The organism is Sphaerisporangium sp. NPDC049002, assembly GCF_040649355.1.
Taxonomy (GTDB): domain Bacteria; phylum Actinomycetota; class Actinomycetes; order Streptosporangiales; family Streptosporangiaceae; genus Sphaerisporangium.
The window spans coordinates 24,252-50,256 of sequence record NZ_JBEZFH010000027.1 but is presented as its reverse complement, the minus strand read 5'-3'; the positions used below and the strand labels follow the sequence as shown (position 1 = coordinate 50,256).

Below are 26,005 nucleotides of genomic sequence, written 5' to 3'. Positions count from 1 at the left end.
AAGGTGGCGCCTGCGACGCCGAGCAGGGCGCGGGAGGCGATGAGCATCTGCGGGTTGACCGAGTACGCGGCCAGGATGGAGGCGACGCCGAAGGCGCCCGCGCCGATGAGCAGGAGCTTGCGGCGGCCGATGCGGTCTCCCAGGGTGCCCATGGTGACCAGGAACCCGGCCAGCATGAACGAGTAGATGTCCAGGATCCACAGCTGCTGGGTGGAGTCGGCGCCGAGGCTTGCGCTCAGGTGCGGCAGGGCCAGGTACAGCACGCTGATGTCCAGCGACAACAGCAGGGTGGGCAGGGCCAGCACCGCCAGCCCGATCCATTCGCGCCGCCCGGCCCGTGAACCCGGGCCGGTCTCGAGGTTCGCATTCATCGCACATTCCTTCGTGATCGGTGGTCCGCGACACAGCGGGTCGTGACGCAGGCGGACTGCGCCTTGCCCTGCTATCCGGCCGATGGGGTGGACGCGCGGCTTCGTGGCGCCGTCGCCCCGTCCGGCCGTTGATCTTCGTTGATCGGTTCGCCGTTCTCCGCGCCGGACCGCGACCGCTTCCGGTCTCCGATCCGCGCCACTTCGAACATGTGAATACCGTCCCACCGACAAACTTATTTGTCAAGGCGATTTTTGTCTTCGGCGCGCGGCATAGCCAGACGGGGCCGACGTGTGCCGATTTGGGGGCGCGCTGTGGCTGCCGTACGGGGTGGGCGACGCGCGGATGGGGTTCGCCCACATGGCTGTCGGCGCCCTCGCACAGGCCAAGGGCGCCGACAGGTTCGGGCCGACTACCAGGAAGCCGTGGGGTACCAGCCGGAGCCGAACATTGCGGGCAGCCGCACGTCCCAGTACAGGAAGGTGAACGTCCCCGCGACGATGAACGCCACGGCGGTCACCGTGGCCAGACGGGCCGGCCTGGCCGTCAGCCACCGCGCGAACCGGCCCTTGGCCGCCAGCATGAGCAGGGCGAACAGCACCGCCATGACCACGACGTTGCCGAGGGACTGCAGGATGAACACGGCCGCGCCGTAGAAGGGGTTGTGGGTCTCGGCGGCGTAGGTGAACAGCTTGTGGAACAGCGGGTACGGCCGGCCGATGAGGAACCCGCCGACCAGCGCGCCGAGGACCACCAGCCGGGCGTTCGGGAAGCGCTGTTCCAGCCGCGCCAGCGGGTCGGGCAGGAGCCGGAGCGCGGCCAGGCCGAGCCAGATGAACGCGAGCCCGATGATCCCGAAGACCACGCTGGCCTGGAGCAGCCGTACGGGCAGCCCGTCGCCCACGGTGGCGGTGGAGAGCTGCGGTAGCCGTTCTCCGAAGAGGGCGCCGATCGCGCCGTACAGCCCGCTGACCACGATCATGCCGAGTGCGAGCCTGCTGAGCGGGCGCAACGTCTCGCGGAGGCGGCTCCGCCACGATTCGCCCTGCCGTACGAGCGGTACCACGGCGCCGAAGGCGGCGACGTTGCAGGCGGTGAACGTCCCGGCGAGTCCGGAGACGAACGCGAAGACGGCTCCCGCCACGACCCCCGTGATCGCGGTGCCCTTGGCATCGTGACCGAGCAGCGTGTTGGCGACGTTGTCCCCGATCACGCTGTCCACGAAGTGGAACGACCACAGGGAGGCGGCGACCGCGCCGGCGAGGACACTGAGGAGGACGAGGCGGGCTCGGCGGCTGGGAACAGTGGAGGGCAGGGGTTCGTGACGGCTCTCGGCGGCATCGGTAAGCGTCATGGCACATCCTCGCGAAAGCGTGAAATCGGGGACATGTGCGTGATAGGTGGCCACCTACGACACGACTTTGAGGCAGCGATCTACGACGGTCAAGGGGGCGTCCGGCACTCGACGCACCCGTAGGGGGGCCTGTTCCAGCTCTCACTGCTCGGGCGGCGGATCGGTGAGCCCGCCGTCCACCCGATCACGCACGGCCGACGCGTATGGTTGGAGAAGACGGTCCGCATCGGCGCTCCCGGCCGGAAGGGGGTGACGGGCATGGAATTACGTCAACTCCGCTACTTCGTCACCCTGGCCGAGGAGCTCCATTTCGGCCGGGCCGCCGCGCGCGAGCACATCGTGCAGTCGGCGCTGAGCCAGCAGGTGCAGCGTCTGGAGCGCGAGCTGGAGGTGCGGCTGCTCGACCGCAGCACCCACCACGTCGAGCTCACGGCCGCCGGCGCCGCGTTCCTGGTGGAGGCCCGGCAGATCCTCGACAATGTCGGCCGCGCCGCGCAGGCGGCCCGTACCGCCGCCGCCTCCGCGCCCACCCTGCGGGCGGGCATCATCGACGCCGGCTACGACTCGATGCCGCAGATCCTGCGTGCGGTCCAGCAGCGCCATCCGGGGCTGACGATCCACCAGGTGGAGATCGGCACGCCCGAGCAGTACCGGCAACTGGCCGACGGCCGCCTGGACATCGGCATCGGCCGGGCGTCCCTGACGCCCCCCGGCGTGGCCTCCGAGCTGGTCAGGCTCGACCCGCTGGGCGTGCTGATCCCCGAAAGCCACCGCTTCGCCGGCCAGGAGGGCGTGCCCGTCGCCGCGCTCGCCGACGAGGCCCTGCTTCTCGGGGAGGACACCCGGACACCGGAGTTCAACCAGTTCGTCGTAGAACTGTGCCGCTCGGCCGGGTTCGCGCCCACGGTCTACGAGGGCACCGTCGAGAGCAACCGCGCGGCGGCCGACCTCGTGCTCCAGGGGCGGTGTGTCCTCTGCGTCCCCTCCTCCTCGCGCACGTCCAACCGGCCCGGCACGATCTGGAAGCCTCTGACCGAACCGGCCGCGCGCTATCCCTGGTCGCTCCTGTGGCGGTCCGGCGATCCGTCCGCCCACATCACGGCGGTGATCGAGAGCGCCAGGCATCTGGCAGACCGGCTCGGATGGCTGGCGACCGCCGACCTGTCCGCCGACTGATCTCCCCGGCGGCGGTCATCGGTTCTCGTGATGGCCGCTTCTCGTATTGATCGTTTCCCCGCGGCCGGAGATGGGCTTCACTGGGAGCAGGGCCTGCGAGCCGTCGGCCGCGTCCACCCGATAGGAGGTCCTCATGGACCTGTCCACCCACGTGCTGTCCGACCGGACCGTCTGCCGAGTATCCGGAAAAGTCGACATCTTCACGACGTACGCGCTCCGCGAGTACCTCCTGGCCGCCTTGGACCGGCCGGGACGCAGGCTTCTCGTCGACCTGTCCGGGGTCACATTCGTCGACTCCAGCGGGCTGGGCGTCCTGGTCTTCATCAGGCGCATGGCCATGCGGCGCGGCGGGACGCTACTCCTGCTCGCCCCGACGCGGTACCTGCGCCGGTTGCTGACGGCCAGCGGCCTCGCGGCCACCTTCGCCGTCAGCCCCCGTCTTGTGAACCCCCCGTCAGGCCGAACCGGCGCTCGTGACCCCATGAGAAGCCTCTGATCCCGCCAGTACGGCCTCGGCGGACTCACCCCGTCCACGGCCTCGCAGGTGGCCACCGGCGGGCGACAGGCTCAGCCGTACGGGAGGGGCTTCGGCGGCGGGCCCGGCGGAGGCGGCGGCCTGCGGCCCTTCTCCTCGTCTCGCCCTGACCGCGCCGTGCGGACGCAGGCCCGGCGCGTGGTCCCAGCCGGTGAGGACGAGCAGGCGGCGAACATACGGGGGCGCGGAGAGCAACGTCAGGCCACGGCCGCCTTGGAGCCGGGAGGCGGCGGCGACCAGGGCGCGCAACCCGCCGACGTCGACGAACCCCACACCGCCGAGGTCGACGTACAAGGCGCCGCCGTCCCTCGTCGCCGACGCCAGAGCGTCAGCGAGGACGGGGAGGGTGGTGTGGTCGACGTCGCCTTCGAGCCGCAGGCTCTGCCTGGCCCTGAGCCAGAAGATCCTCAGGCGGCCCTCGCCGAACTCGACGATCGGGTCGGAGCGTTCCGTCCTGTCCATGCCCACTCCTACGGGCTCGCCGTACGGGGGGCCGCAGGAAATCCATACGGCACGGAGACAGGTTCTTTCTCATTGAGAACCGTCTCGATGAACCGATCGTCCTCCTGAGAGGGCGCATGGCGAAACAGCCGACCTCAGCAGGACTCATCTCCATTCCAGATGACCGATCAGGGCCCGTAGCAGTGGCCGGAGTACGCTGAGAGGGACGCCGACACTCCGCAGGGTCTATCTCGTTTGGACGGGGAATCATGGCGGACACCGAGCCCACGTGCGAGTTGCATCTTCGAATGGCGGGCCAGGCCCATGACCAGATGCTGCGCCTGCACGGTGCCCGGCCCACCGAGGACGATGTCGCGGCCTGGATGCAGGAGGGCGCGGTGATCCGGCTCCAGGTCACGGAAACGGCCAATCGGGCCCCGCACACCATGCTGGTGAACTTCGGCAGCGTGGTCTTCGCCTGGCTCTGTCCGTACAAGTCCAGCGGAGGCGTCTCACTGTAAGGCCGGCGGAACGGCGGGCGGCCCACCCCTCGTGAGGGTCGCTCCGTTGGGGCCGGCCGTCCGGCGCACCCCCGCACCCCTATCGGGCGCTAGGGGTACACCACCGGCTTTTCTGGCCTGACGACCGACCGCCCGGGGCGCCCAGGCCGAGCGTCGGATGGGGGCTGACCGGATGGTGTCCGGCTATTTGAGCATTTATCGCGAGATCATCAGCCGAGTTTAAGCAGGTCAACCCTGGTGCCGACATGACCCGGAGCCCCATGCGACCGCTCCCGAAACCGTGCCCTCAGGCCCTGGCGGACGTGGCCGAAAAAGCGCTATCGAGGGCCCGTGGTGGGCGAGAAGCGTATCGATAACGAGCGGATAGCGACCCCTAATAGCTTCGTTTTTGCGAGCAGGAAAACGGCACGGACGTGAGCCACAGGCCACAGACGAGGGGTCAGCTGAAATGATGGAGTACATCAAGGCCACCGCCGCCCGGATCATCGTCGTCACGATCATCGCCGCTGGCGGCGCCGCGGCCCTCAGCACCGCCGCGACGGCCGAGACCGCCCCCGTCACCATCGTGCCCACCGCGACCTCCACGCTGGTCCCGGCCTCGGCGACCCCGCCGGTGTCCGTGATGTACGGCAACACCCCCTGGGGCTGAGCCCCAGCCGAAAGTGGGGAAAGCTACGTGCGGCCGGAGCGTGACGCTCCGGCCGCTTTCGCGTTCATGGGCGGTTGATTACCCGGAAGAATCATGGGCGAGAGATATCGGGGAAACTCTCCGGCGGCCCCTATAGGGCCCCCCTAGTGCCCGGCGTGACCAAGATTCAGGCACTCCCTACCCGGGGGGTGTGAAAGCGGATTTTCACCCGGTGTTCGAGGATCATGAATTTCACAGTCAGGCGAATGGCCGGATCCGGCCATGACCTTGACGCCGCCCCCTCCCTCGCCACCGGGCGGATGCGGCGGCTACCTGAGGGTGGAGGAGATCACCTTGGGCTTTGCGCCGCGGCCGGAGTGCCGCTCGCGCTCGACGGTGCCGCGGCGGACGCGGCACCAGCGGGAACGGTGATGCCGGACAGGACCAGTGTGACCAGCGCAACGCCGGGGGCGACTCGCACGGGCCGATGCTACAGCGCGGGGGTTCACGGCCGGCAGGAGACGGCGACGCGGTCCCAGGAGTTGTTGGCGTATCCCTTGGGGTTCCACAGGTGGCCGGGGTACTCGGGCTGGGTCGCGCCGGTGGTGTCCCAGGCCCGCGCGGTGATCGCGGCCTCTCCTTCGGGAAGGTCGACCGTGATGCGCCAGTGCTGCCAGGCCCAGGGGCCGTCGGGCGGGTCCAGGCTCGCCTGCAGCCAGGTGCGGCCCTCGTCGAGGGAGACATCCATGCGGGCCACGGCGCGGTCGTCCCCCGCGTACGCGTAGCCGGTGACCTCGACCGGACCGGGATGGAGCCGGTCGCCCTGGCCCGGTCGCAGGATGGCGCAGTTGAGGGCGACCGAGCTCAGGGAGATGCCGTCGCCGGGTTTGGCCCGGTCGGGGTCCGCCTCCGCGGGCAGGATCCGGTAGGCGACGGCCTGGAAGTAGTTGCAGGAGGGCTCGGCCTGGGCGGTGACGCGCTGGAGCCATTTGACGCTGCGGGCCCCGATCCAGCCGGGTACGACCGCGCGGACGGGGGCGCCGTGGGCCCGGGGCAGCGGCCGGCCGTTCATCGCCCAGGCCAGCAGCACCTCTCCGGCGGTGGCCTTGGCGACGGTGATGGACCCGCCGTACGGCTCGGGCGGACCCTTCTGCTCGGAGACGTCGGGGGCGGCGAAGGCAACGTGCGCGGCCTCGGGCCGCAGGCCGGCGGAGGCCAGCACGTCGGCCAGGCTCACCCCCGTCCAGCTCGCGGTGGAGGTGGCCCCCGGTCCCCACCGCTCCTCTCCGGGGATGTCCCGTACCGTGAGGAACCCGGCGCGGCGGTTGCCCGCGCACTGCAGGGTGGCCACGACGGTCCGTTCGGGGAAGGACGCGCGCAGCTCGTCCAGGGACAGCGTCAGCGGCCGGTCGACCAGGCCGTCCACCGTGAGCCGCCAGGCGGCGGCGTCCAGGTCGGGGATGGGGCCGTGGTTGCGGCAGTAGAAGGTGGCGATCGGCGTGATGGGCTCGCCGGCCAGGGCGCCCGGCGGTGGCTCGGCGTTGTACGGCCGCGCGGTGTGCACGACCATGTCATCCCTTTTATGCCATATGCCCACATTGTTCCGGTTACCCCTGGGCCGGGGTCGCGACACCTCGCGGTCTAGGAGTGCGCCTGGGCGAGCTGCCGCTCCGCGTCGGAGAGGTAGTCGCCGAGAAGCCGCTCGGCGCCCGGGGCGTCCCCGGCTTCGATCAGCTTGAGGATGTCGCGGTTGCGCCCCAGATAGGGCTCGTGGAAGGCGCGGGGATTGCTCATCGCGAGGAAGCTGAGGCGCAGCTCGGCGAGCACCTGCCGCATCATCTCGTCGAGCCGGGAGCTGCCGGCCAGCTCGACGATGGCCTGGTGGAAGAGCATGTTCGCGGTGCCGACGTCCTCCCAGCGGAGCTCGGCCGCCGCCCGCTCAGCGCCGTGGACCGCGTCGCGAAGGGCGGCGAGCACCTCGCCGGAAGGCGTGACCCCCTGCTCGCCGGAAAGCGCGAGCCCCTGACGGATCGCGGCGCACTCGATGAGGCGGCGGAGGCGGTAAAGGTCGGCCACGTCATCGGCGGTGAGTCGGCGGACGAAGACGCCGCGGTTGAGCTCGTGGACCAGCAGCCGCTCGTGGGACAGGAGGCGGAACGCCTCCCGCAGGGTGTTGCGCGAGACGCCGAGGGCCGCGCCGATCGACTCCTCCGACAGGCGGGCGCCGGGCTCGAACACGCCCTCGGTGATGCGCTGGCGCAGGATGGCCGCCACGCGCTCGGCCGTGCTGGTGCGCCCGAGCAGAACGCGATCTTGCTGGAGCAGCTCGGCCGCCCGCGCGCCGCCATCGGTCACGACCCGCTCAACCCCTTCGTCGCAGCGACAGAACGGAATCCTAACATGAGACTATTGTCAGATCGTTGAACGATCCTTATGTTGAATATATCGGCTTCACCGGGAGCCACGAGACGATCGGGAGCGCCGCCCGGCCGGCCGGAGACCCGTCCCGGCGGCCGTCCTGAGCCCGGCTTGACGGAAACTCGGAGATCTCGGAAATCAGGAGTTCATCGTGTCTCGCGTGATCAGAACGATCGACCTCAACTCCGACCTGGGAGAGGGGTTCGGCCAGTGGGAGCTCGGCGACGACGAGGCGTTGCTGTCGGTCGTCACCAGCGCCAACGTCGCCTGCGGATTCCACGCGGGAGACCCGACGGTCATGCGCCGCACGTGTGAGACGGCGGTGGCGCGTGGGGTGACGATCGGCGCCCAGGTGGGCTATCGCGACCTGGCGGGCTTCGGGCGCCGCTTCATCGACGTGCCTCCCGAGGCGCTCGCCGACGAGATCGTCTACCAGATCGGCGCCCTGGACGCCTTCGCGCGCATGGCGGGCACCAGGGTCGCCTACGTCAAGCCGCACGGCGCGCTCTACAACGCGATCGTGCACCACGAGGAGCAGGCGGGCGCCGTCGTGGCCGCCGTCCGCGCGTACGATCCGGGCCTTCCGGTCCTCGGGCTGCCGGGCTCGGAGTGGCTGCGCCGGGCCGAGCGGGCGGGGCTGACCACGGTCGCCGAGTGCTTCGCGGACCGCGCCTACACCCCGCAGGGCACGCTCGTGCCGCGCGGCCGGCCGGGGGCGGTGCTGCACGACCCCGCGGAGGTGGCCGCGCGGTGCCTGCGATTGGCGCGGGGCGAGCCGATCGAGGCCGCCGACGGCACGCCGCTGTCCGTACGGGCCGAGTCGATCTGCGTCCACGGCGACAGCCCGGGCGCGGTGGCCATGGCCAGGGAAGTGCGCGCCACGCTCGCGGCCGCCGGCGTCGAGGTGGCGCCGTTCACGGGCGCGCCGGCGCCGCGCGGGAAGGGGGACCGATGAACCCGATGTTCCGCCGGTGCGGCGACCGGGCGCTGCTGGTGGAGGTGGGCGGCGTGGGAGAGGTGCTCGCGCTGTACGACGCGCTCGCCGCCGACCCGCCGAGCGGGGTCACCGACATCCTCCCGGCGGCCCGCACCCTGCTGGTCCGCTTCGAACGGCCCGCCCGTCACGACACGGTGGAGTCCGCCGTCCTTTCCGCCCGCCGCGCCGGCGGGCACCGGCCGGTGGCGGGCGAGGTGACGATCCCCGTCGTGTACGACGGCGCCGACCTGGCCGACGTGGCGTCGCTGACCGGGCTCTCCGAGCGCGCGGTGGTGCAGGCGCACACCGGGACGATGTGGACGGTCGGGTTCTCCGGGTTCGCCCCCGGCTTCGGCTACCTCGCCGGCGGCGACTCCCGGCTGCACGTGCCGCGCCGGGACGAGTCGCGCGTGCGGGTGCCCGCCGGATCGGTGGCGCTGGCGGCCGGGTTCAGCGCGGTCTATCCGCGCGAGTCGCCGGGCGGGTGGCAGCTCATCGGCCGCACCGACGTCCCGGTGTGGGACGTCGGTGCCGACCCTCCCGCCCTGCTGCGGCCGGGCATGCGCGTACGGTTCACCGAGGTGCTCCGTGCGTGAGCGGCGGCCTTCCCACGGTGAGCGGGCCTGTGTCACGGAGGTGCGGCGTGTTTGAGCGCAGGGTTCTGGAGGTGCTGGCCACCGGGCCGATGGCGACCGTGCAGGACCTCGGGCGTCCTGGCCGTGGCGACCTCGGCGTGGGCCGGTCCGGGGCCGCGGACCGGGGCGCGCTGCGGCTGGCCAACCGCCTGCTGGCCAACCCCGAAGGCGCGGCGGCGCTGGAGGTCACCCTGGGCGGGCTGAAGGTGCGGGCCCGAGGGAACCTGCTCGTCGCGCTCGCGGGGGCGGTCTGCCCGGCCACGATCACCGACGCCGCCGGTCGCACGCGGGGCATCGGCCACCAGGCCGTCGAACGCCTCCCCGACGGGGCGACGCTGCGGCTCGGCGTGCCGAGGCGCGGGCTGCGCACGTACGTCGCGGTCCGCGGCGGGCTGGACGTGCCCGAGGTGCTGGGGTCGCGGGCCACGGACGTCATGGCTGGGCTCGGCCCCGGGCGCCCGGCACCCGGCTCGCTCCTGCCGGTCGGGCCTCCGCCCATCGGGTTCCCCGTCGTCGACCTCGCGCCGGTGTTCGAACTCCATCCGCGCGAGCCGGTCCTGGAGATCCTGCCCGGCCCGCGCGATGACTGGTTCAGCGAGGAGGCACTGAAGACACTGTGCTCGGAGCCGTACGAGGTGACCGGCGACAGCGACCGGGTGGGCATGCGGCTGCGCGGGCCGCGCCTTGAGCGGGTGCGGGAAGACGAGCTGCCGCCCGAGGGGATGGTCCCCGGAGCCCTCCAGGTGCCGCCCTCCGGCAACCCGACGCTCTTCCTTGCCGACCATCCGGTGACGGGCGGCTACCCGGTGATCGCGGTGGTCCGCACGCGCGACGTCGACCGCGCGGCGCAGGCCCGGCCGGGCCAACTCATCCGCTTCCGGCTCGGCCGGGCATGAGCACGGGTGCCCCGCGGGCAGGCGCGTTCACCAGCCGAAGCCGGTGGAGTAGGTCACCTCGGCCAGCACATGCTGGCCGGTGGTGTTGGGGTGGAAGTAGTCCCAGGTGCTGATGTCGGAGAGGGCGAACGGGTAGCCGAACACGGCGCCTCCGTCGTAGCGGCACCCCGCCTGCTCGCCGCACACCCTGGCGAGCACCGCGTTGTAGTCGGCGACGCGCTGGCGCACCCGGTCGCGGCGGTCGTTGTCGGCCGCGTCGGTGGACCGGGGGCGCGCGAGCATCGACTGGCAGATGCCGAGCGCCGCCCACGCCGTACGGGCCGAGGAGCTGTCCTTTCCGACCTGCCACAGCCGCTTGATGTCGGGAACGCTGGCGACGAAGATCGACGAACCGGGGAGTCCCGTGGTGAGCGTCCGCATCGTCGTGCGGAAGCTGGACTCGAAGTCGGCCACCGAGGTCATGGCGGACTCCGACGACGCGCATGCGTCGTTGGCCCCGATCAGGATCGTCACGTACTCGGCCCCCTGGGAGACGGCCTGCTGGGCCTGGCCCGGCATGTCCGCGACCTTGGCTCCCGACTTGGCGTCGTTGTAGGCCACCAGGGAGGGGTTGACGGTGCGGATGCGCAGGTAGTGGCTCTTCACACTGTCGTACGACCCCGTGGACCAGGACCGCGACGGGCAGTCGACGTAGAAGCCGCAGGCGTTGAACCCGCGGGTGATGGAGTCGCCCATCGAGGCCATGGAGCCGGGGACCGGCGGGGCCGCCGCGATGGCCGAGGCCGGGACGGACGCGAACGCGACCGCGGCGAGGAGCAGGAGAGTGAGGGTACGGCTGCGGAATTCCAAGCTGGACTCCTGGGGGCTCCCCCGAAGCGAATCTGACGATCAGAATGTCAGCCAGCTTGGTCTGATTTACAACCTCACATTACAAGTTCCTGACCTGTTGGTAACATACGACCCGGTCATCACATTGGCGTTCGGACGCGCCTGCGGTGCGGCAGGCGCGTCCGCTCGCCGTGGACGGCCCGGCGTCGTGAACGGCCCCGGCCTGGTGGACGACCCCGGGGACGGTTCCGGCCGTTTCCGGGGCGGCGTCGTGGACGATTCCGGCTGTTCAGGGCCGCATGGTCGCCGCTATTTGAGGCCCGCGTCGAGTGCTGTGGTCAGCGTGCCGGGATCGCCGGACATCTCCCAGATCATCGCGCCGAGCAGGCCCTTGGTCCGCAGCCAGGCGGTCTTGCGGGCGATCGACCACGTGTCGTCGAAGCTCCACCACTGGCCGCCGTTGCCGGTGAAGCAGTACGTCGCCACCGACTGCGTGTCGTGCTGAACCGTGCATCCCGGCACGCCCGCCACCAGGTTGGCGTACCCGCGGGTACCCGCCTCCTCCGCGAACTGGCCGGGCGCCGCGCCGCTGGCCGCCTGCCACTCGCCCAGCTTCCCGCCGTCGGCGACCCCCTGCCAGCCGCGCCCGTAGTACGCGAGGCCGATGGTCAGCTTTCGGGGGTTGACCCCGGCCTGCAGGTAGAGGTTCACCGCGTTCTCGACGCTGAAGTGGAAGGAGTACGGGTCGTCGGTGTCGGCGTACAGGTTGCCCTGGTGGCCCGTCCTGTTGGGCTCCCAGGAGTTGTCGCTCCCGGCTCCGTGGAAGTCGTACCCCTGGATGTTGAAGATGTCCAGCGACTTGGCCACCTGGGGCAGGTCCCAGCCGGCGGCGATCTTCGCGGGGTCGGCCGGGGTGAAGGCTGTGAGCTGGTAGCGCTTGCCGGTCTCCTGGGTCAGCGCGTCGAGCTGCCTGCGGAACTCGGCGATGAGCAGCGTGTTGTTCGCCTTGTCGTTCGGGCTCACGTGGTTGCCGGGGTGGCCCTCGGCGCCCGGCCACTCCCAGTCGAGGTCGATCCCGTCGAAGATCCCTGCCGCGCTGCCGGGCCCGCCCGCGGCGTTGTAGACCGGCAGGTTTCCCTTGATGTACATGTCGACGCAGGAGCTCACGAACTTGCGCCGCGACGCGTCCGTGGCCGCCACGTCGGAGAAGTACTTCGAGTAGGTCCAGCCGCCCAGCGAGATCAGCACCTTGAGCTGCGGGTACTTGGCCTTGAGCTTGCGGAGCTGGTTGTAGTTGCCCCGCAGGTTCTCCCAGCCGGTGTCGGCGACGCCGTCCACCGACTGCGCCGCGCTCATCGGCCTGCCGTAGTCGGCGTCCGCGTCGCCCGCGCCGTCACCCTGGTTCGGGTCCTGCGGGTTCGCCGTGGTGCCCTTGGTCACCCCGTTGAGGCACGTCAAATTGACCGGGTCGATGTTGCCGAAGGCGTAGTTGAGGTGGGTCAGCTTGGCGGCGGCGCCGGTCGTGTCGAGGTTGCGGACGAAGTACTGCCGCCCGTAGATGCCCCACTGCACGAAGTACCCCACCCTGGCGTACCCGCTGCCGATGATGTCGGCCGTGCTCACCTTCAGCGCGGCGCTCGGCGCCGAGACGTTGTCGTAAAGGTCGCGCGCCCGCACGGTGAAGGTGTACTCGGTGGACGGCGACAGGCCGGTGACCGTCGCGGTGGTGCCGGTCACGGACGTCACCGGCGTCGTGCCCGTGTAGACGTCGTATCCCGCGACGCCCTTGTTGTCGGTGGAGGCGTCCCACGCGAGCGACACACTCGCGGAGCCCGTGCCGGTACCGCGCAGGTTCGCGGGCGTGGTCGGCGCCTGGGTGTCGTCGGCGGGGTCGCCGGTCGTCACCTTCAGCGCCGCGCTCGCCGGCGACAGGTTGCCCTTGCGGTCCCTGGTCCTGACGGTGAACGCGTACTCGGTCTTCGGGGTCAGGCCGGTGACCGTCGCGTTGGTCGTGGTGACCGTGGTGGCGAGGTCGGCGCCCTTGTAGACCTGGTAGCCGGTGATCGGCAGGCTCCCCGCGGTGGCGGCGTCCCACGCCAGCGACACGGTCTTGGTGGTCTTGACCGGTGAACGCAGGTTTCCGGGGGCGCCCGGGGGCGAGTCCGGCGATCCGTCGCACCTGACGTCGTTGACGCGGCAGCTCGCGGGCTCGGCCGCCGCCGAGCTGAGCGTGAACGCGGGGCTGTAGGGCTCGGTCGATCCGTGTGCCGCCACCGTCGTGTTGTAGTAGAGCGGGCTCAGCGTCACCTGGCGCCCGCTCTGGCTCAGGGTCGCGTTCTGCGCCCCGCTCGCGGTGACGCCCGCCGGGAGGTCGAAGGTGATCGACCAGCCGTTCAGCGCGGTATCGGTGTTGTTGCTGACCACGAATTTGGCCTGAGTGCCACTGGCCGAGTACGTGGCGGTCACCGGGGCCGCCGGTGGCGGCGGGTCGCCGCTGCCGTCGCAGTTCGCCCCGTTGATGGTGCAGCTCGTCGGCTGTACGGGCGAGCTGAGCGTGAAGGTGGGGCTGTACGGGTCGGTGTTCCCGTTCGCCCGCACGGTGGCGATGTAGTACGCGGGCGTGAGCGTGACCCGGGTCCCGCTCTGTGTCGTGGTGGCGTTCTGGGCGTTGCTGACGGTCACCCCGGCGGGGAGGTCGAACTGGATCGACCATCCGGTGACCGGCGTGCTCCCGGGATTGCTCACCACGAACTTGCCCTGACCGCCGGTCAGGGTGAACGCCGCGGTCAGTCGGACGGCGGCGTCGGCGGGAGCTGACAGGAAGGTCGACATGACCAGCATCAGCAGCACAGCAGCGAATCGGCGCATGTAGGAGCTCTTTTCTTTAGGAAAGTTTCCTAAGAGTTGGCCGGATCGTAACCCTGGCTCCTGGCGTCGGCAAGGCCCAATCCGGCCCGCCGCGCGCGCCGTCCCGTGATCGGCGAGGCGCGTGAATACCATTGACGATCGACGGCGTCACCAGGGCCGGGAGATCAGCGGCATGCCTGCCGGGAAAGGGGGGACCGATGATCCGTCGCTGGAATCCGCCCGGCGTGGCCCCGCCGCTCTCCCAGTACAGCCACCTGGTCTCTGTGCCGTCCGACCATGAGCTGGTGCTGATCGCCGGCCAGTTCGGGCTGCTGCCGGACGGCACCCTCGCGGGCGTGGACGCGGAGACCCAGAGCCGGCAGATCTTCGTCAACATCGAGACCCTCCTCGCGTCGATCGGCGCCGGGCCCGAGAACCTGGTGCGGCTGTTCACGATGGTCACGGGCTCCGAGCACCTGGAGGGCAGCCGCAGGGCACGTCACGAGGCGTTCGCCCGGTGGTACCCCGACGGCGACTACCCCACGAACTCGATCGCGGTGCTCGACGCGCTGAGCACCCGTGAGCTGAACGTCCAGATCGAGGGCCTGGCGGCCATACCCGCCCGTGTCGCCGCGGCCCGGACGGACGGCGTTCCCCTGGCGGAGGCCATGGAGTCCCTCTGACCGCGTCGCCTTACGCTGGCATTCGACAGGTTCCGAGTGGCGGGAGGCGCTATGTGGGCGGTGGACGCGGGGGTCCCGGCGTGACGGCCGATCCGGATCTGGTCGTCGCGGCCCTGGCCGACGTGTCGGCCATCGGGCCGTACTTCGCGGTCTCCACCGAGCCCGGCTGTGAGGACGACCCGTCCTGGCGGCCACTCGGCGAGCTCTCCTCCGACGTCGGGGCGCTGCGGGCGAGGGTCACCGACTTCGAACGGCGGCTCGGCACCGGCGAGCGCCGGGTCGCGGCCTCGATCCTGTTCCAGGGGCTGGCCGCGCGGCTGTGGTCTCCGGTCGTCGGGGCCGTCGCCGCCCACGGCCTGGTCCCCGTCGCCGCGTCGGCGCACCTACGCTGGCGGGCGGCCCCGACCGGACCGCTCCCCCTGTGGACGCCCCGCACGGCCGGCTGGACGACCGTACGGGACGGTGAGATGAGCGAGGTCGCCGCGGCGGTCTACCAGGCCGTCGTGGCCGAGCTGCTCTACCCGCTGGCGGGAGCCTTCCAGCGCGTCACGAAGATCGCACCCGCCCTGCTGTGGGGCAACGCCGCCTCCGCGCTGGCCGGAACGCTCCGTACCCTTCCTGCCGCGCGGCCGGACCTCGGGCCCCGCGCGGCGCGGCTGGTCGGCGAGCTGCTGCGGCGCGGCGCGCTGGCGGGCACGGGTGAGCCCGCGGAGCCCGCGCCGGGCCACCATTTCTTCGTCCGCACCAGTTGCTGCCTGTACTACCGCGTACCCGGCGGCGGGATGTGCGACGACTGCGCCCTGCTGGCTCCGGCGGTCCGCGAGAACCAGTGGGCGCGCACGACGCGGCAGGCGGGAGGCGCCCGGTGATGCGGCCGTCCCGGATCGTTCACGATGATCTCGGCCTTCCCGTCCGGCTTCCGGGCGAGGTGCGCCGGGTGGTGTCGCTGGTGCCCTCCCTGACGGAGTCGGTCGCGGCCACGGCGCCTGGCCTGCTGGCCGGGGCCACCGACTGGTGCTCCCACCCGGCCGGCCTCGACGTCACGCGGGTGCGCGGCACCAAGAACCCCGACGTGGACGCCATCGTGGCCCTCGGCCCCGATCTCGTGCTGGCCAACGAGGAGGAGAACCGCGTCCTTGATCTGGACGCGCTCCGGGCGGCCGGCGTGCCCGTATGGGTCACGGTCGTCCGAACGCTCGACGACGCGCTCGCCTCGCTCCGGCGGATGCTCGTCACCGCCATGGGACTGCCCGAGCCGGAGTGGCTCTCCGCCGCCGGGCGGGCGTGGTCCGCCGACCTCACGCGAGGCGAACGCCGTGCCGTGATCGCGGTCTGGCGCAAGCCGTGGATGGTCGTGGGACGGGACACCTTCACCGGCGACGTGCTCCAGCGCCTGGGCGTACGCAACATCTACGCCGCCCACGCCGAGCGCTATCCCCGCATCCCGCTGCCCGAGCTGCTGGCGGCCCGTCCCGATCTCGTCGTGCTGCCGGACGAGCCGTACCGGTTCACGCCCGACGACGGCCCCGGGTTCTTCCCCGGCGTCCCTGCCGCCCTGGTCAGCGGGCGGCACCTCACGTGGTACGGCCCGTCGCTCGCCGAGGCCCCCCGCGTGCTCGCCGACGCCCTCGCGGCGGCGGAGGCCCCCGAGTAGGCCCGGTGCAGGCCCTGAGCAGGCCCGGTGTGGGCCCGGCGTCGTCTGGGGTCCACTGCCGGAGCCATGGGTGATCTAATCTGGGTCGATGGCGCTCGCATATCTGGGTGACCTCGCCGGGCAGGGCTGGAAGCAGGTCGGAGAGCTCGCGCTGGCGTTCCTGCTCTCGGCCGCGATCGGCCTCGAAAGGGAGATCCGGCAGAAGAGCGCCGGGCTGCGCACCCACACTCTGGTGGGCTTCGCCGCCGCCCTCATCATGCTCGTGTCGAAATACGGCTTCGGTGACGTCATCGGGGACCACGTCGTCCTCGACCCGTCCCGGGTGGCCGCCCAGATCGTGTCCGGCATCGGCTTCATCGGCGCCGGTCTGATCTTCGTCCGGCAGGACGCGGTGCGCGGGCTCACCACCGCCGCGACGATCTGGCTCACCGCCGCCGTCGGGATGGCGGCGGGGGCGGGGCTGTGGCTGCTGGCCGCCATCGTGACGGTGGGGCACTTCGCGGCGGTGTTCGTCCTCACCCCGCTGGCCGCCAGGCTTCCGCGCTCGAAGTACGCCCCCTCGCGGCTCCACCTGACCTACCTCGACGGCCGGGGGGTGCTGCGGCGGGTGCTGGCGGAGTGTACGAGCCGGGGGTTCCACGTCACCCAGCTGTCCGTCGACCAGCGGGCCGATCACCAGGACCAGGCGACCGTCTCCCTGTGGCTGACCGTTCACGGTCCCGGCCCGATCTCTGAGCTGACCGCCGCGCTCGCCGAGATCGACGGCGTGCTCGCCGTGTCCGCCCAGGACTCCGACTCGGCGATGCCCTGACGAACCCGCCGGGCCGCGTGCTCTCGCACGGGGGAACCCTTAATCGATCATCGGTTTTCCCGCATCCGAGCCAGGGCACGTAGCGGCAATGATGCGCAACCTCGTCAAGGGCGCCGTCAGCGGCGTGCTCGCGACGGCCGCCATGAGTGCCGTGATGGTCGCCGGCGACCGGGCCGGGTTGATGGGGGAGCATCCGCCCAAGCGCATCGCCCGGGCGGTGCTCCCCGGCCCAAAGCACCGGCCCAAGTCCGGTGAGGCCGTGCTGGGCGCGGTCGCGCACTTCGGCTTCGGCGCCGTCTGCGGCGCGCTGTTCGCCGTCGTCGTGGACGGCCGCCGGCCCCGGCTGCCGCTGGGCGTCGTGTACGGCCTCGCGATCTGGGCCGTCAGCTACCAGGGATGGGTGCCCGGCCTGGGGATCCTCCCGCCGATCCACCGCGACAGGCCGGGACGTCAGACGGTCATGGCCGCGGGGCACACGGTGTACGGCACCGCCCTGGTGCTCGCGCTCAATCGTCTGCGTCCCGAGGGCCGGGCCCTCGCCCGCGTCTGACCTTTCCGAGACGGCGAGTCCCCGACCAGCCGCCATGTGGATCTCCTCCATGGCGCGTACCGCGACGAGATCGTCAAGACCACACCACATTGGGCCGTGAAGGCCCTGCCCACTGCTCGACCCGGGGGATACGACCATGACCAGCGACGACCGGACCGACAAGGACCGGCGGCTCGACGCCTACCGCGTCGACCAGCGGGGCTCCTTCCTTACTACCGACCAGGGCGTTCCGGTCGACGACACCGACAACTCGCTGAAGGCGGGCGAGCGCGGCCCGACGCTGATGGAGGACTTCCACTTCCGCGAGAAGATCACCCACTTCGACCACGAGCGGATCCCCGAGCGGGTGGTACACGCGAGGGGCTCCGGGGCCTACGGGTACTTCGAGCCCTATGACGGCTCGCTGGCCTCCCTCACCCGGGCGGAGTTCCTGACCACGCCCGGGTTGCGCACGCCGGTGTTCGTCCGTTTCTCCACCGTCGCCGGATCGCGCGGCTCTTCGGACACGGTGCGGGACGTGAGGGGCTTCGCGACGAAGTTCTACACGCGGCAGGGCAACTTCGACCTGGTCGGCAACAACTTCCCGGTGTTCTTCATCCAGGACGCCATCAAGTTCCCCGACTTCGTGCACGCGGTGAAGCCGGAGCAGCACAACGAGATCCCGCAGGCGTCCTCGGCGCACGACACGCTCTGGGACTTCGTACAGCTCCAGCCCGAGACGACCCACATGATGATGTGGCTGATGTCCGACCGGGCGATCCCCCGGAGCTTCCGCATGATGCAGGGCTTCGGCGTGCACACCTTCCGGCTGGTCAACGAGGACGGCCGGGCGACCTTCGTGAAGTTCCACTGGAAGCCCAAGCTCGGCAAGCACTCGCTCGTCTGGGACGAGGCCCAGAAGGTCGCCGGCCAGGACCCCGACTTCAACCGCCGGGACCTGTGGGAGTCGATCGAGCGTGGCGCCTACCCCGAGTGGGAATTCGGCCTCCAGCTCGTACCGGAGGAGGACGAGTTCTCCTTCGACTTCGACATCCTCGACGCGACCAAGATCATCCCCGAGGAGCAGGTGCCGGTCCGTCCCGTCGGGCGGCTCGTGCTCGACCGCAACCCCGACAACTTCTTCGCCGAGACCGAGCAGATCGCCTTCCACCTCGCCAACGTCGTGCCCGGAATCGACTTCACCAACGATCCGCTGCTGCAGGGACGCATCTTCTCCTACCTCGACACGCAGCTGATCAGGCTGGGCGGCCCGAACTTCCCGCAGATCCCGGTCAACCGGCCGATCGTCGAGGTGCACAACCACCACCGCGAGGGCTACCACCAGACGCAGATCAACAAGGGCCCGGCGGCCTACCACCCGAACTCCCTGGACGACGGCTGGCCGGAGCCGGCGGGTGACAAGGGCTACACCCACTACCAGGAGCGGGTCGACGGATACAAGATCCGCAAGCGCAGCGAGAGCTTCAGCGACCACTACAGCCAGGCCACCCTGTTCTGGAACAGCATGTCCGACTGGGAGCGCGAGCACATCGTCGCGGCCTTCCGCTTCGAGCTCGGCAAGGTCGACGCCCGCCACATCCAGGAAGGCGTCGTCCGCAACCTCAACGAGGTGGACCACGACCTGGCCGTACGGGTCGCCGCGGGCATCGGGGTGGACGCTCCGGGCCAGCCGCTCGCCCCCAACCACGGCCTCCGCTCCCCGGCGCTCAGCATGGACGACGAGCCGGCGGACACCATCGCCACCCGCAAGATCGCGCTCCTGGTGGCGGACGGTGTGGACGCCACCCACGTCGAGGCCCTCATGGCGGACCTCACGGCCAGGGGCGCCTTCTGCGAGACCCTCGCCGCGCACGGCGGGGCCGTACAGGGGACCGGCGGCGGGCTGGTCGCGGTTACCAGGGCGCTGCCGACCACGGCGTCCGTGCTGTTCGACGCCGTGGTGGTGCCGGGCGGCGAGGAGAGCGTACGGGCTCTCGCCGAAGACGGGGACGCGGTCCACTTCGTGGCCGAGGCATACAAGCACGGCAAGGCCGTCGGCGCGCTCGGCACCGGTGCCGAGCTGCTGGAGCCGGCCCACGTCACCTTCGATCACGACCAGGGGGTCCTCATCTCGGCGGGAGAGGACCTGGAGGGGTTCATCGCGTCCTTCGCGGCGGCCGTCGCCGCCCACCGCTTCCCCCGGCGTCCCACGCGTGCCGTACCGGCCTGAGCCGTCCGGCACGTCCCGGGCTCGGGCCGTACGGGCCTGAGCCTCGCGCCGTACGGTCTGGCACATGGCCGAGCACTGCCGCACCACGCCTCCTACGAGGGCACGATCGCCGCCTGCCCAGGGCAGCCTGAGCCGCCTGGGGACCGACCATCTCGATCTCTACCTGCTGCACTGGCGGGGGCCGATCCCGCTGGAGCAGACCCTCGCGGGCTTCGCCGAGCTCCTGCGCATGGGCCTGATCCGGCACTGGGCGTGAGCAACTTCGACGAACCCGACATGCGCGATCTGTCGCAGCTTCCCGGCAGCGCCGGGGTCCAGACCGGCCAGGTCCTGTACAACCTCACGCGGCGGGGCATCGAGTGGGACCTGCTGCCCTGGTGCCAGGGGTACCGGATCCCGATCATGGCCTACTCGCCCATCGAGCAGGGCGAACTGCTCGACCATCCCGCGCTGCGCGGCGTCGCCGAACGGCATGACGCGACCCCGGCGCAGGTGGCGCTCGCCTGGGTGATCGGCCACGACAACGTCAACGCCATCCCCAAGATGGGGACACCGGGGCACGTCTACCAGAACCGCGCGGCCGTGGGAATCCGGCTCACGCCGAACGATCGGTACGTCCTGGACGAGGCCTTCCCTCCGCCGTTCCACAAGGCGCCCCTCGAAACGCACTGACGCACCCGAACTCTTGCGGTACTGCGGGCCCTGCGCTCATCGCCCGCCCGCCCGCTCACCGTGGGCCTGCTACCGCCCTGCCTGTTCACCGCCCGCCTGCTCTCGCTCGCCGAGCCGGCGTAGCAGTTCCTTGCGCCTGGCTTCCAGCGTCTCGGCGAACGCCTCTTGCTCCTCCGCCATCGTGATCAGCGTGGAGATCTCGGCCGAGTCGGTCGGGGAGTCGGAGCGCTCCCCGACGCGCTCACGCAGCTCCACCGCCGTCTGCCGCAGCCTCGTCAGGTCCTCCTCCACCATGCGGAGTTCCTCGCGTAGCGCCGCCTCGTCCTCGGTGGCCATCGGTACGAGTCCCCTTCCGATCTCGCCGTCCGCCTAGAGCAGCAACTCGAAGATCCGCTCGACCCGCTCCCAATCCCGGGTCTGCGGATTCTTCGTCTCCGGATTGAGGATCTTGAAGGCACGCGCGAGTGCCACCGTCAGTCCTCCTACCACCATGGGCAGCCGTTCCTCGGTCTCCTCGCTGAGGGTCACGTCGAGGGGCGGTCTGGCCGTCAGCCGATCGAGGATGGGACTCACCTCGATCTCCCGATCGAGATCGCGGAAGACGTACATGATCTCCTGCAGGCCCTTAGTGATGGGCAGGTCATGGGGCTCCAGGATGTCGCGGCGGTTCGCCTTCGCCGAAGCCTGGCCGATGACGAGCAGGTCGTAGACCTTCTGGTCGAGGAAGCCGTGGTAGCGCTTCAGGTCGTCCTTGTCGACGTCCAGTTCTGCGGCAGCGCGGAAGAAGCGCTCGAACTTGCTCACTTCGCCTACCACCATGTCGCGTCATCTCCTCCCATCCGTCTCCCGGCGGGCTGGCCGGACCAGGGCAGGCGAATGCGCCTCCTCGCATCCTCGCGAGCGGCGGGCCGCCTCACATCCCTTGGTCAGGTAGTCCACTCCGACCTGCGCCACCACCAGCACGCTGACCGCGACGCTCAACACCGGCATCAACAAGGTGCGGGCGACCGCGGAAATGACATGACGCCGTGCGAAAATGATCAGATGGGGAACGACACGGCGGTGCGCCGGCTCGACCTTGGGTACTTCGTCCGGCCCGCATCGGAGACAGGGGGCCCGCAGCCGAGGGTCGAGCCCGTCCTCGCCTATCTGGTGCGGCGCGACGAGGGGCTCATCCTCTTCGACACCGGTATCGGCGCCGCGGACCCTGAGACGGAGGCCCACTACCGGCCCAGGCGAAACGGTCTGGATGGCGCCCTGGCCGATGCCGGAGTCACCCTGGCGGACGTCTCCCTGGTCGTGAACTGCCACCTCCACTTCGACCACTGCGGAGGTAACCCCTCACTGGCCGGCACGCCGATCCTGGTGCAGGTCACGGAGCTGGCCACCGCTCGCGGAGGCGACTACACGATCAACGAGTTCGTCGACTTCCCCGGTGTGGTCTACGACGAGATCACCGGCGAGGCCGAGGTCTGGCCGGGAATCTGGATCATCCCGACTCCCGGGCATACCGCCGGGCACCAGTCGCTGGTGGTCCGGCAGAGCGACGGCACCGTCATCCTCGCCGGCCAGGCGCACGACTTCGCATCCGAATTCTCCTCCGACCACCTGGCCCGCCAGGCCACCCTCCACGGCCTGGCCCAGCCCCTCCCCACCTACCGACCCTGGCTGGACCGCCTGACCGCCTTCGACCCCCGAAGAATCCTCTTCGCCCACGACCCCTCAGTCTGGGAACCAACCAGAAACTGAGCTATTGAGGTCTTGCTCCTTCGACCCACCCATGACCAGGTACGGGTGAGTCACTTGCTGCCCACCCAGGCCGTCTCGTCCCAGCAGGGCCGGCCGGATCGTGGAGATGGACTCCGGGCACCACCCGTTCCTGTCCCGCCCCCAGGAGGTGGCCGCGCTCGTCCTGGACCTCCTGATGTCTCGCCCCAGTGATGGCCACAAGGGTGACGCGTTACGGATGGTGCGGTGGGGGCAGAGGGGGTGCGGCTGCGCTTGCCGGTCAGGGGGCTTGTTGGGTGGGTGAACTACCTCAAAACCGGTGAACGGCGGTGGGGAGCCGACTATGGTTCTGGACGACTGATCAAACGAGGAGTGGCAATGAGCGAGTACGCGGTGACCTTCGATTTGGTCGACGCCGACAAGGACGGGCTGATCTCGGCCGGGGAGCTGCTGCACCTCATGGAGGCGCTCGGCCAGCCGGTTACCGCCGAGGCCGCCGAGGCAGCGGTCGAGAAGCTCGACATCGATGGCGACGGGCGCATCTCGCTTGAGGAGTTCTCCCGCTACCTCAGCGCCACCAGCTAGTCCTTCCGGCGGGGCCGGATCGCCCGTGGGAAGGTGCGCCTAGGCGATGTACCGTGCCAGTTCCCACGGGTCGTGGGCGTTGAAGAGGCTCACCTCGTCGCCGTGCAGGCGCACCAGTTCGCGTAGGCGGGCGTCGTTGCCGAGCCGCAGTGACCTGTCCATCTCGGTGAGCTGCTGGAGTATTTCCATGCCCGGGTGGCCGTGCGGGTCGTCAGGGTCGACCTCGTCGTGGAAGTAGTAGGCGTCGCCGCAGTGCAGCAGCCACCGGTCGTCCTCGGGGACGGCGATCGCGCCGTGCCCGACGGTGTGCCCCCCCGAGCACGCCCGTCGCGCGATAGCCCGCATACTGCGCCTGGAGGCCCCGGCCGCACGGTCGTGACATGCGTGACATCGTCGCGACATCCGCTACTAACCTCCCGTCTAATACGTCACAATTGGACGGACTCCGACGGGAGGGCCAATTGGCGATCACATCAGACAGCGAGCTCTGGGCCGCCTTTCCGGCCGGTGTGGCGGGACGGCTCCGTCCCGTGATGAGCGATCTCGCCGATCAGATGATCTTCGAGATCCAGCGGCGGGTGCCCGAGTACGCCCGTCCCTCCGACGAGGTCTACATCAAGGTGCTGCGCATCGCCGTGGACGAGGCGCTCCAGCGGTTCCTCAGCCGCATCGAGCGGCCCCGCGACGCCTGGGACCCCGAGGTGTTCCGCGCGATCGGCCGCGGCGAGGCCGCCGAGGGCCGCAACCTCGAACCCTTCCAGACCGCCATGCGCCTCGGCGCGCGGGTGGCGTGGCACCGCCTGACGGAGCAGGCCGAGCGGCTCCGTCTCGATCCCGAGACCCTGTACGACCTGGGCGAGGCGATCTTCGTCTTCCTCGACCAGCTCGCCAATGCGGCGACCGACGGCTTCAACGAGGCCCGCGCCAACGCGGCGGGCGAGATCGAGCGCCGCCGCCACCGCCTGCTCGACCTGCTGCTCTCCCAGCCGCCCGCCTCCCCCGGCGCCATCGCCGACCTGGCCAAGACCGCCGGCTGGCGTCCGCCGAGGACCGTGGCCGGCGTCGCGCTGGAGGAACGCGGCGGCTACCGCGCGCCGTCGCTGCCTCCCGACGTGCTGGTCGGGCTGGAGCGGAGGCAGCCCTGCCTGATCGTCCCCGACCCCGAGGGACCGGGCCAGGCGCGAGCGCTGGAGACGGGACTGCGCGGCTGGCGGGCGGCCATCGGGCCCCCCGTGCCCCTGCTCCACGCCGCCACGTCACTGCGGTGGGCGATGGACGCGCTTGAGCTCGTCAAGCGCGGTGTGCTGCCCGGGTCGGAAAGGGTGCTGCGCTGCTCGGACCACATGGCCACGCTCATCGTGTTCAAGGACGAGGAGCTGGTGAAGGCCCTGTCCGAGGTACGGCTCGCGCCCCTCGCGCATCTGCGGCCGAGCCAGCAGGACCGGCTGGCGGAGACCCTGCTCGCCTGGCTCCGCCACGGCCGGGGTGCCGGGGAGGTCGCCGCCCGTCTCCACATCCACCCGCAGACGGTGCGCTACCGGCTGAGGCAGTTGGAGGAGCTGTACGGCGACCAGCTCGCCGACCCGGACATCCGCTTCGAGCTGGAGATCGTCCTGCGCGCCCGCCAGGCGCTCAACCCCTGACCACCGCGACCTAGATAGACGAGTCATTCCGAATGACCAGAGGTCGTAGGCGATCAGCGATCGTGTCACCCCTGGCTGGGTTGTCCGTCCTATGGGTGGTAGAGCTCTTGGGCGCGGGCGGCGTCGATGGGCCGGTCCTGGGGCAGGTGCAAGAAGTGGTCCAGCTGCCACGCCTGAGCAGTGCCGGCTTGGCGGTTGGTGGTGGTCACCCAGGGCGGGTAGACGCGGAAGGCTCGTTTCCCACTGGAACTGCTTGCTGATACGACACCGTGTTGGCAGAGCGCGTCCATGGGAAAGACGAACTGGCCGAAGTGGTGATGGTCGCGGGTGCTGACGACGAAGAGGTCGACGGGGTCGGTTGCGTCGAAAGGCTGGATGGGCCCGCCTGGGGACCTCTTCCATACGGTGACGAACTGGCCGACCTTGGTGGGGGTCGTCTTGGCCGCGCGGAATCGGATGGCGAGTCCGTCAAGGGTGAAGGCGTGGGCGGCGTACGCGGCACCCTCGGTCTCTGGGACTGGCTGCGAGCAGGTGAACCCGCAGGGGTCGTAGACAAGCGCTTTCGCCGCGAGGAGATCTCTGTGGGCCGGAATGGTGTCCGACCACGGTTTGAATCCGGTGGGATGGAGATGGGATGAGTACTCGCGGTTCGTCGCCATTCGTTCACCCTGTCACGACTGCTGGGACGGTCGCCGACGGGGCATTCGGGCTGACCGTGGCCCTGGTGGGCGGCGTCGGGATCGCCCTGTCGTCACGGCCGGCTCCTGTCGCGGTGCCGGGGGCCACCGCGACCGACCCGGCCTTCCAGTCCGAGGAGTCGGTCGAGGTGACGCCCTCACAGGACGCCGCCGAACTGCTTCCGAAGCCGGGCCAGTACATCCTGGTCGAGTCGGAGACGATGTACACGTCCGAGAGCATGGGTGAGGGCACCACGCAGAGCCGTTACCTCTACCGGACCAAACGGAAGATCTGGAAGCCGGTCGACGGGACCTCGAAGGGCTTGCTGTGGATCGCCGGGCTGGCGCCCAAGCAGTGGCCCGGCTGGCCGCTGCCCAAGGAGGCGACGCAGTGGCGGGGCGAGAGCTGGCACGAGCTCTCCGCTCGCTGCCCCGGTGAGCCCGACGACTACCGGACCGACTACGCCTACCTCAGCACCCTGCCGTCCGACGAGGCCGGGATGCGCGAGTACCTCTACAAGCGGCCTCGCGGCGACAACCCCCCCGATGCCGGGGCTTTCACGGCGGTCGGCGACCTGGTGAGGGAGACCTACCTGCCGCGCGCGCAGAGGCAGGCGCTCTTCGAAGCGGCCAAGACGATCCCCGGCGTCACGGTGACCACCGCCGTCAAGGACTCGGCGGGACGTGAGGGCACGGCGCTGGGCAGGCCCGAGCACGGTATCGACACCATGCTGATCTTCGACCCGGAGACCTACCTGTTCCTCGGGGAACGCGGCACGGTCGTCGACGAGAAGGCCGCGCGCGCGCCGGTGGGAAGCGTCATGGCTTTGACCGCGCAGCTGAAGGTCTCGGTGGTCGACGAGCTGCCGCGGGCGCATGGGGCCGGGAAGGACAGCAGTTGCGAGATGCGGGAGCAGACGCCCACCGCCTCCGAGCCCGCGACACCGTCCCCGAAGCCCACCGGCTCGTAGCTCACCCCGGCGCCCACCGGCTCGTAGCTCACCCCGGCGCCCACCGGCTCGTAGCTCACAGAGAACGTCCCCGGCTCCGACCGGCTCGGAGGTCGTGACGCCGTCCCCGTGTCGTGGGAGACGAGCGAGACCGACGGCAGATGGTCACAGTACGGCCCGCACCGCGCGGAGACGCGGTGCGGGCCGTCGCGCGTTGTG

At 70.5% G+C, this 26,005-nt stretch carries 28 protein-coding genes and 1 pseudogene; 18 read left to right on the top strand and 11 right to left on the bottom strand.

What is annotated here, in order from left to right:
• The coding region (locus tag AB0B89_RS08930; RefSeq protein WP_358550180.1) for an MFS transporter at window positions 1-371 on the bottom strand (371 nt) is incomplete at its 3' end.
• A gap of 410 nt (window positions 372-781) precedes the next feature.
• Window positions 782-1,723 (bottom strand): sulfite exporter TauE/SafE family protein, encoded by a 942-nt coding sequence (locus tag AB0B89_RS08925; RefSeq protein WP_358550178.1) that lies wholly within the window; start codon window positions 1,721-1,723, stop codon window positions 782-784.
• Window positions 1,724-1,981: 258 nt separating this feature from the next.
• Here AB0B89_RS08925 and AB0B89_RS08920 point away from each other — a divergent pair, with 258 nt between their 5' ends.
• A complete protein-coding gene (locus tag AB0B89_RS08920; protein ID WP_358550175.1) occupies window positions 1,982-2,899 on the top strand; it encodes a LysR substrate-binding domain-containing protein in 918 nt (305 codons plus the stop codon).
• 133 nt (window positions 2,900-3,032) lie between these two features.
• Window positions 3,033-3,395, top strand: coding sequence for an STAS domain-containing protein (locus tag AB0B89_RS08915; protein WP_358550173.1), 363 nt, complete (start codon window positions 3,033-3,035; stop codon window positions 3,393-3,395).
• Here the strand turns inward: AB0B89_RS08915 and AB0B89_RS08910 are convergent.
• Window positions 3,354-3,896 (bottom strand): STAS domain-containing protein, encoded by a 543-nt coding sequence (locus tag AB0B89_RS08910; protein ID WP_358550171.1) that lies wholly within the window; start codon window positions 3,894-3,896, stop codon window positions 3,354-3,356. The genes AB0B89_RS08915 and AB0B89_RS08910 overlap by 42 nt on opposite strands.
• 248 nt (window positions 3,897-4,144) lie before the next feature.
• Here AB0B89_RS08910 and AB0B89_RS08905 point away from each other — a divergent pair, with 248 nt between their 5' ends.
• Window positions 4,145-4,396 (top strand): hypothetical protein, encoded by a 252-nt coding sequence (locus AB0B89_RS08905; protein ID WP_358550169.1) that lies wholly within the window; start codon window positions 4,145-4,147, stop codon window positions 4,394-4,396.
• A gap of 448 nt (window positions 4,397-4,844) precedes the next feature.
• Window positions 4,845-5,045: a hypothetical protein gene (locus AB0B89_RS08900; protein ID WP_358550167.1), complete on the top strand. Its 201-nt coding sequence runs from the start codon at window positions 4,845-4,847 to the stop codon at window positions 5,043-5,045.
• 484 nt (window positions 5,046-5,529) lie between these two features.
• Here the strand turns inward: AB0B89_RS08900 and AB0B89_RS08895 are convergent, their stop codons facing one another.
• Both AB0B89_RS08895 and AB0B89_RS08890 read right to left on the bottom strand, forming a co-directional pair.
• Complete coding sequence (locus AB0B89_RS08895; RefSeq protein WP_358550165.1) at window positions 5,530-6,594, bottom strand: sulfite oxidase; 1,065 nt, start codon at window positions 6,592-6,594, stop codon at window positions 5,530-5,532.
• A gap of 71 nt (window positions 6,595-6,665) precedes the next feature.
• Entirely contained in the window at window positions 6,666-7,379 is a 714-nt protein-coding gene (locus AB0B89_RS08890; RefSeq protein ID WP_358550163.1) for a GntR family transcriptional regulator, read from the bottom strand.
• Window positions 7,380-7,605: 226 nt separating this feature from the next.
• Between AB0B89_RS08890 and AB0B89_RS08885 the strand changes: the two genes are divergently transcribed.
• The 3 genes from AB0B89_RS08885 to AB0B89_RS08875 are packed head-to-tail and all read left to right on the top strand — an operon-like array spanning window position 7,606 to window position 9,949.
• Complete coding sequence (locus AB0B89_RS08885) at window positions 7,606-8,397, top strand: 5-oxoprolinase subunit PxpA (RefSeq protein WP_358550184.1); 792 nt, start codon at window positions 7,606-7,608, stop codon at window positions 8,395-8,397.
• Window positions 8,394-9,014: an allophanate hydrolase subunit 1 gene (locus AB0B89_RS08880; RefSeq protein ID WP_358550161.1), complete on the top strand. Its 621-nt coding sequence runs from the start codon at window positions 8,394-8,396 to the stop codon at window positions 9,012-9,014. The genes AB0B89_RS08885 and AB0B89_RS08880 overlap by 4 nt, the downstream gene beginning before the upstream one ends.
• Before the next feature lie 47 nt (window positions 9,015-9,061).
• Window positions 9,062-9,949: a biotin-dependent carboxyltransferase family protein gene (locus AB0B89_RS08875; protein ID WP_358550159.1), complete on the top strand. Its 888-nt coding sequence runs from the start codon at window positions 9,062-9,064 to the stop codon at window positions 9,947-9,949.
• 27 nt (window positions 9,950-9,976) lie between these two features.
• Here the strand turns inward: AB0B89_RS08875 and AB0B89_RS08870 are convergent, their stop codons facing one another.
• Window positions 9,977-10,798 carry an SGNH/GDSL hydrolase family protein gene (locus AB0B89_RS08870; protein ID WP_358550157.1) on the bottom strand — a complete coding sequence of 274 codons (822 nt, stop codon included), beginning with the start codon at window positions 10,796-10,798 and terminating at the stop codon, window positions 9,977-9,979.
• Window positions 10,799-11,086: 288 nt separating this feature from the next.
• Entirely contained in the window at window positions 11,087-13,645 is a 2,559-nt protein-coding gene (locus AB0B89_RS08865; protein ID WP_358550155.1) for a glycosyl hydrolase family 18 protein, read from the bottom strand.
• 197 nt (window positions 13,646-13,842) lie between these two features.
• On the opposite strand from AB0B89_RS08865, the gene AB0B89_RS08860 reads away from it, so the two are divergent.
• From AB0B89_RS08860 to AB0B89_RS08830, 7 genes and pseudogenes are all read left to right on the top strand, one after another.
• Entirely contained in the window at window positions 13,843-14,307 is a 465-nt protein-coding gene (locus AB0B89_RS08860) for a RidA family protein (protein ID WP_358550153.1), read from the top strand.
• A gap of 80 nt (window positions 14,308-14,387) precedes the next feature.
• Window positions 14,388-15,176, top strand: a complete 789-nt coding sequence (locus AB0B89_RS08855; protein ID WP_358550151.1) for a (2Fe-2S)-binding protein — start codon at window positions 14,388-14,390, stop codon at window positions 15,174-15,176.
• The gene (locus tag AB0B89_RS08850) at window positions 15,176-15,961 is read left to right on the top strand and encodes a helical backbone metal receptor (RefSeq protein WP_358550148.1); all 786 of its coding nucleotides are present in this window, start codon (window positions 15,176-15,178) and stop codon (window positions 15,959-15,961) included. The genes AB0B89_RS08855 and AB0B89_RS08850 overlap by 1 nt, the downstream gene beginning before the upstream one ends.
• 88 nt (window positions 15,962-16,049) lie before the next feature.
• Window positions 16,050-16,772, top strand: coding sequence for an MgtC/SapB family protein (locus tag AB0B89_RS08845; RefSeq protein WP_358550146.1), 723 nt, complete (start codon window positions 16,050-16,052; stop codon window positions 16,770-16,772).
• 88 nt (window positions 16,773-16,860) lie between these two features.
• Window positions 16,861-17,322: a DUF6789 family protein gene (locus AB0B89_RS08840; RefSeq protein ID WP_358550144.1), complete on the top strand. Its 462-nt coding sequence runs from the start codon at window positions 16,861-16,863 to the stop codon at window positions 17,320-17,322.
• A gap of 136 nt (window positions 17,323-17,458) precedes the next feature.
• On the top strand, window positions 17,459-19,531 hold the full coding sequence (locus AB0B89_RS08835) for a catalase (protein ID WP_358550142.1): 2,073 nt from the start codon (window positions 17,459-17,461) through the stop codon (window positions 19,529-19,531).
• A 64-nt stretch (window positions 19,532-19,595) separates the two neighbouring features.
• Window positions 19,596-20,203 (top strand): annotated as a pseudogene (locus tag AB0B89_RS08830) (aldo/keto reductase).
• Window positions 20,204-20,272: 69 nt separating this feature from the next.
• Here the strand turns inward: AB0B89_RS08830 and AB0B89_RS08825 are convergent.
• Both AB0B89_RS08825 and AB0B89_RS08820 read right to left on the bottom strand, forming a co-directional pair.
• On the bottom strand, window positions 20,273-20,539 hold the full coding sequence (locus tag AB0B89_RS08825) for a hypothetical protein (RefSeq protein WP_358550140.1): 267 nt from the start codon (window positions 20,537-20,539) through the stop codon (window positions 20,273-20,275).
• A 33-nt stretch (window positions 20,540-20,572) separates the two neighbouring features.
• Window positions 20,573-21,022 (bottom strand): DUF1931 family protein, encoded by a 450-nt coding sequence (locus tag AB0B89_RS08820; RefSeq protein WP_358550138.1) that lies wholly within the window; start codon window positions 21,020-21,022, stop codon window positions 20,573-20,575.
• A 225-nt stretch (window positions 21,023-21,247) separates the two neighbouring features.
• Between AB0B89_RS08820 and AB0B89_RS08815 the strand changes: the two genes are divergently transcribed.
• Together AB0B89_RS08815 and AB0B89_RS08810 are read left to right on the top strand one after the other, a co-directional pair.
• Window positions 21,248-21,952 carry an N-acyl homoserine lactonase family protein gene (locus tag AB0B89_RS08815; protein ID WP_358550136.1) on the top strand — a complete coding sequence of 235 codons (705 nt, stop codon included), beginning with the start codon at window positions 21,248-21,250 and terminating at the stop codon, window positions 21,950-21,952.
• Between the two features lie 357 nt (window positions 21,953-22,309).
• On the top strand, window positions 22,310-22,516 hold the full coding sequence (locus AB0B89_RS08810; protein WP_358550134.1) for an EF-hand domain-containing protein: 207 nt from the start codon (window positions 22,310-22,312) through the stop codon (window positions 22,514-22,516).
• A gap of 39 nt (window positions 22,517-22,555) precedes the next feature.
• Here the strand turns inward: AB0B89_RS08810 and AB0B89_RS08805 are convergent, their stop codons facing one another.
• A complete protein-coding gene (locus tag AB0B89_RS08805) occupies window positions 22,556-22,861 on the bottom strand; it encodes a hypothetical protein (RefSeq protein ID WP_358550132.1) in 306 nt (101 codons plus the stop codon).
• Between the two features lie 116 nt (window positions 22,862-22,977).
• Here AB0B89_RS08805 and AB0B89_RS08800 point away from each other — a divergent pair, with 116 nt between their 5' ends.
• Window positions 22,978-24,159, top strand: coding sequence for a helix-turn-helix domain-containing protein (locus tag AB0B89_RS08800; RefSeq protein ID WP_358550130.1), 1,182 nt, complete (start codon window positions 22,978-22,980; stop codon window positions 24,157-24,159).
• An 89-nt stretch (window positions 24,160-24,248) separates the two neighbouring features.
• Here AB0B89_RS08800 and AB0B89_RS08795 read toward each other — a convergent pair whose 3' ends face one another.
• Window positions 24,249-24,818: a MepB family protein gene (locus AB0B89_RS08795; protein WP_358550128.1), complete on the bottom strand. Its 570-nt coding sequence runs from the start codon at window positions 24,816-24,818 to the stop codon at window positions 24,249-24,251.
• On the opposite strand from AB0B89_RS08795, the gene AB0B89_RS08790 reads away from it, so the two are divergent.
• On the top strand, window positions 24,794-25,807 hold the full coding sequence (locus AB0B89_RS08790; protein WP_358550126.1) for a CU044_5270 family protein: 1,014 nt from the start codon (window positions 24,794-24,796) through the stop codon (window positions 25,805-25,807). The genes AB0B89_RS08795 and AB0B89_RS08790 overlap by 25 nt on opposite strands.
• Window positions 25,808-26,005 lie beyond the last annotated feature (198 nt).

Coding starts and splice junctions, on each gene's coding strand:
- AB0B89_RS08880 (WP_358550161.1), top strand. CDS start 8,394: ATGAACCCGATGTTCCGCCGGTGCGGCGACCGGGCGCTGCTGGTGGAG.
- AB0B89_RS08850 (WP_358550148.1), top strand. CDS start 15,176: ATGCGGCCGTCCCGGATCGTTCACGATGATCTCGGCCTTCCCGTCCGG.
- AB0B89_RS08840 (WP_358550144.1), top strand. CDS start 16,861: ATGATGCGCAACCTCGTCAAGGGCGCCGTCAGCGGCGTGCTCGCGACG.
- AB0B89_RS08815 (WP_358550136.1), top strand. CDS start 21,248: ATGGGGAACGACACGGCGGTGCGCCGGCTCGACCTTGGGTACTTCGTC.
- AB0B89_RS08920 (WP_358550175.1), top strand. CDS start 1,982: ATGGAATTACGTCAACTCCGCTACTTCGTCACCCTGGCCGAGGAGCTC.
- AB0B89_RS08910 (WP_358550171.1), bottom strand. CDS start 3,896: ATGGACAGGACGGAACGCTCCGACCCGATCGTCGAGTTCGGCGAGGGC.
- AB0B89_RS08810 (WP_358550134.1), top strand. CDS start 22,310: ATGAGCGAGTACGCGGTGACCTTCGATTTGGTCGACGCCGACAAGGAC.
- AB0B89_RS08805 (WP_358550132.1), bottom strand. CDS start 22,861: ATGCGGGCTATCGCGCGACGGGCGTGCTCGGGGGGGCACACCGTCGGG.
- AB0B89_RS08915 (WP_358550173.1), top strand. CDS start 3,033: ATGGACCTGTCCACCCACGTGCTGTCCGACCGGACCGTCTGCCGAGTA.
- AB0B89_RS08790 (WP_358550126.1), top strand. CDS start 24,794: ATGAGTACTCGCGGTTCGTCGCCATTCGTTCACCCTGTCACGACTGCT.
- AB0B89_RS08900 (WP_358550167.1), top strand. CDS start 4,845: ATGATGGAGTACATCAAGGCCACCGCCGCCCGGATCATCGTCGTCACG.
- AB0B89_RS08865 (WP_358550155.1), bottom strand. CDS start 13,645: ATGCGCCGATTCGCTGCTGTGCTGCTGATGCTGGTCATGTCGACCTTC.
- AB0B89_RS08820 (WP_358550138.1), bottom strand. CDS start 21,022: ATGGTGGTAGGCGAAGTGAGCAAGTTCGAGCGCTTCTTCCGCGCTGCC.
- AB0B89_RS08925 (WP_358550178.1), bottom strand. CDS start 1,723: ATGACGCTTACCGATGCCGCCGAGAGCCGTCACGAACCCCTGCCCTCC.
- AB0B89_RS08835 (WP_358550142.1), top strand. CDS start 17,459: ATGACCAGCGACGACCGGACCGACAAGGACCGGCGGCTCGACGCCTAC.
- AB0B89_RS08895 (WP_358550165.1), bottom strand. CDS start 6,594: ATGGTCGTGCACACCGCGCGGCCGTACAACGCCGAGCCACCGCCGGGC.
- AB0B89_RS08795 (WP_358550128.1), bottom strand. CDS start 24,818: ATGGCGACGAACCGCGAGTACTCATCCCATCTCCATCCCACCGGATTC.
- AB0B89_RS08860 (WP_358550153.1), top strand. CDS start 13,843: ATGATCCGTCGCTGGAATCCGCCCGGCGTGGCCCCGCCGCTCTCCCAG.
- AB0B89_RS08905 (WP_358550169.1), top strand. CDS start 4,145: ATGGCGGACACCGAGCCCACGTGCGAGTTGCATCTTCGAATGGCGGGC.
- AB0B89_RS08845 (WP_358550146.1), top strand. CDS start 16,050: ATGGCGCTCGCATATCTGGGTGACCTCGCCGGGCAGGGCTGGAAGCAG.
- AB0B89_RS08825 (WP_358550140.1), bottom strand. CDS start 20,539: ATGGCCACCGAGGACGAGGCGGCGCTACGCGAGGAACTCCGCATGGTG.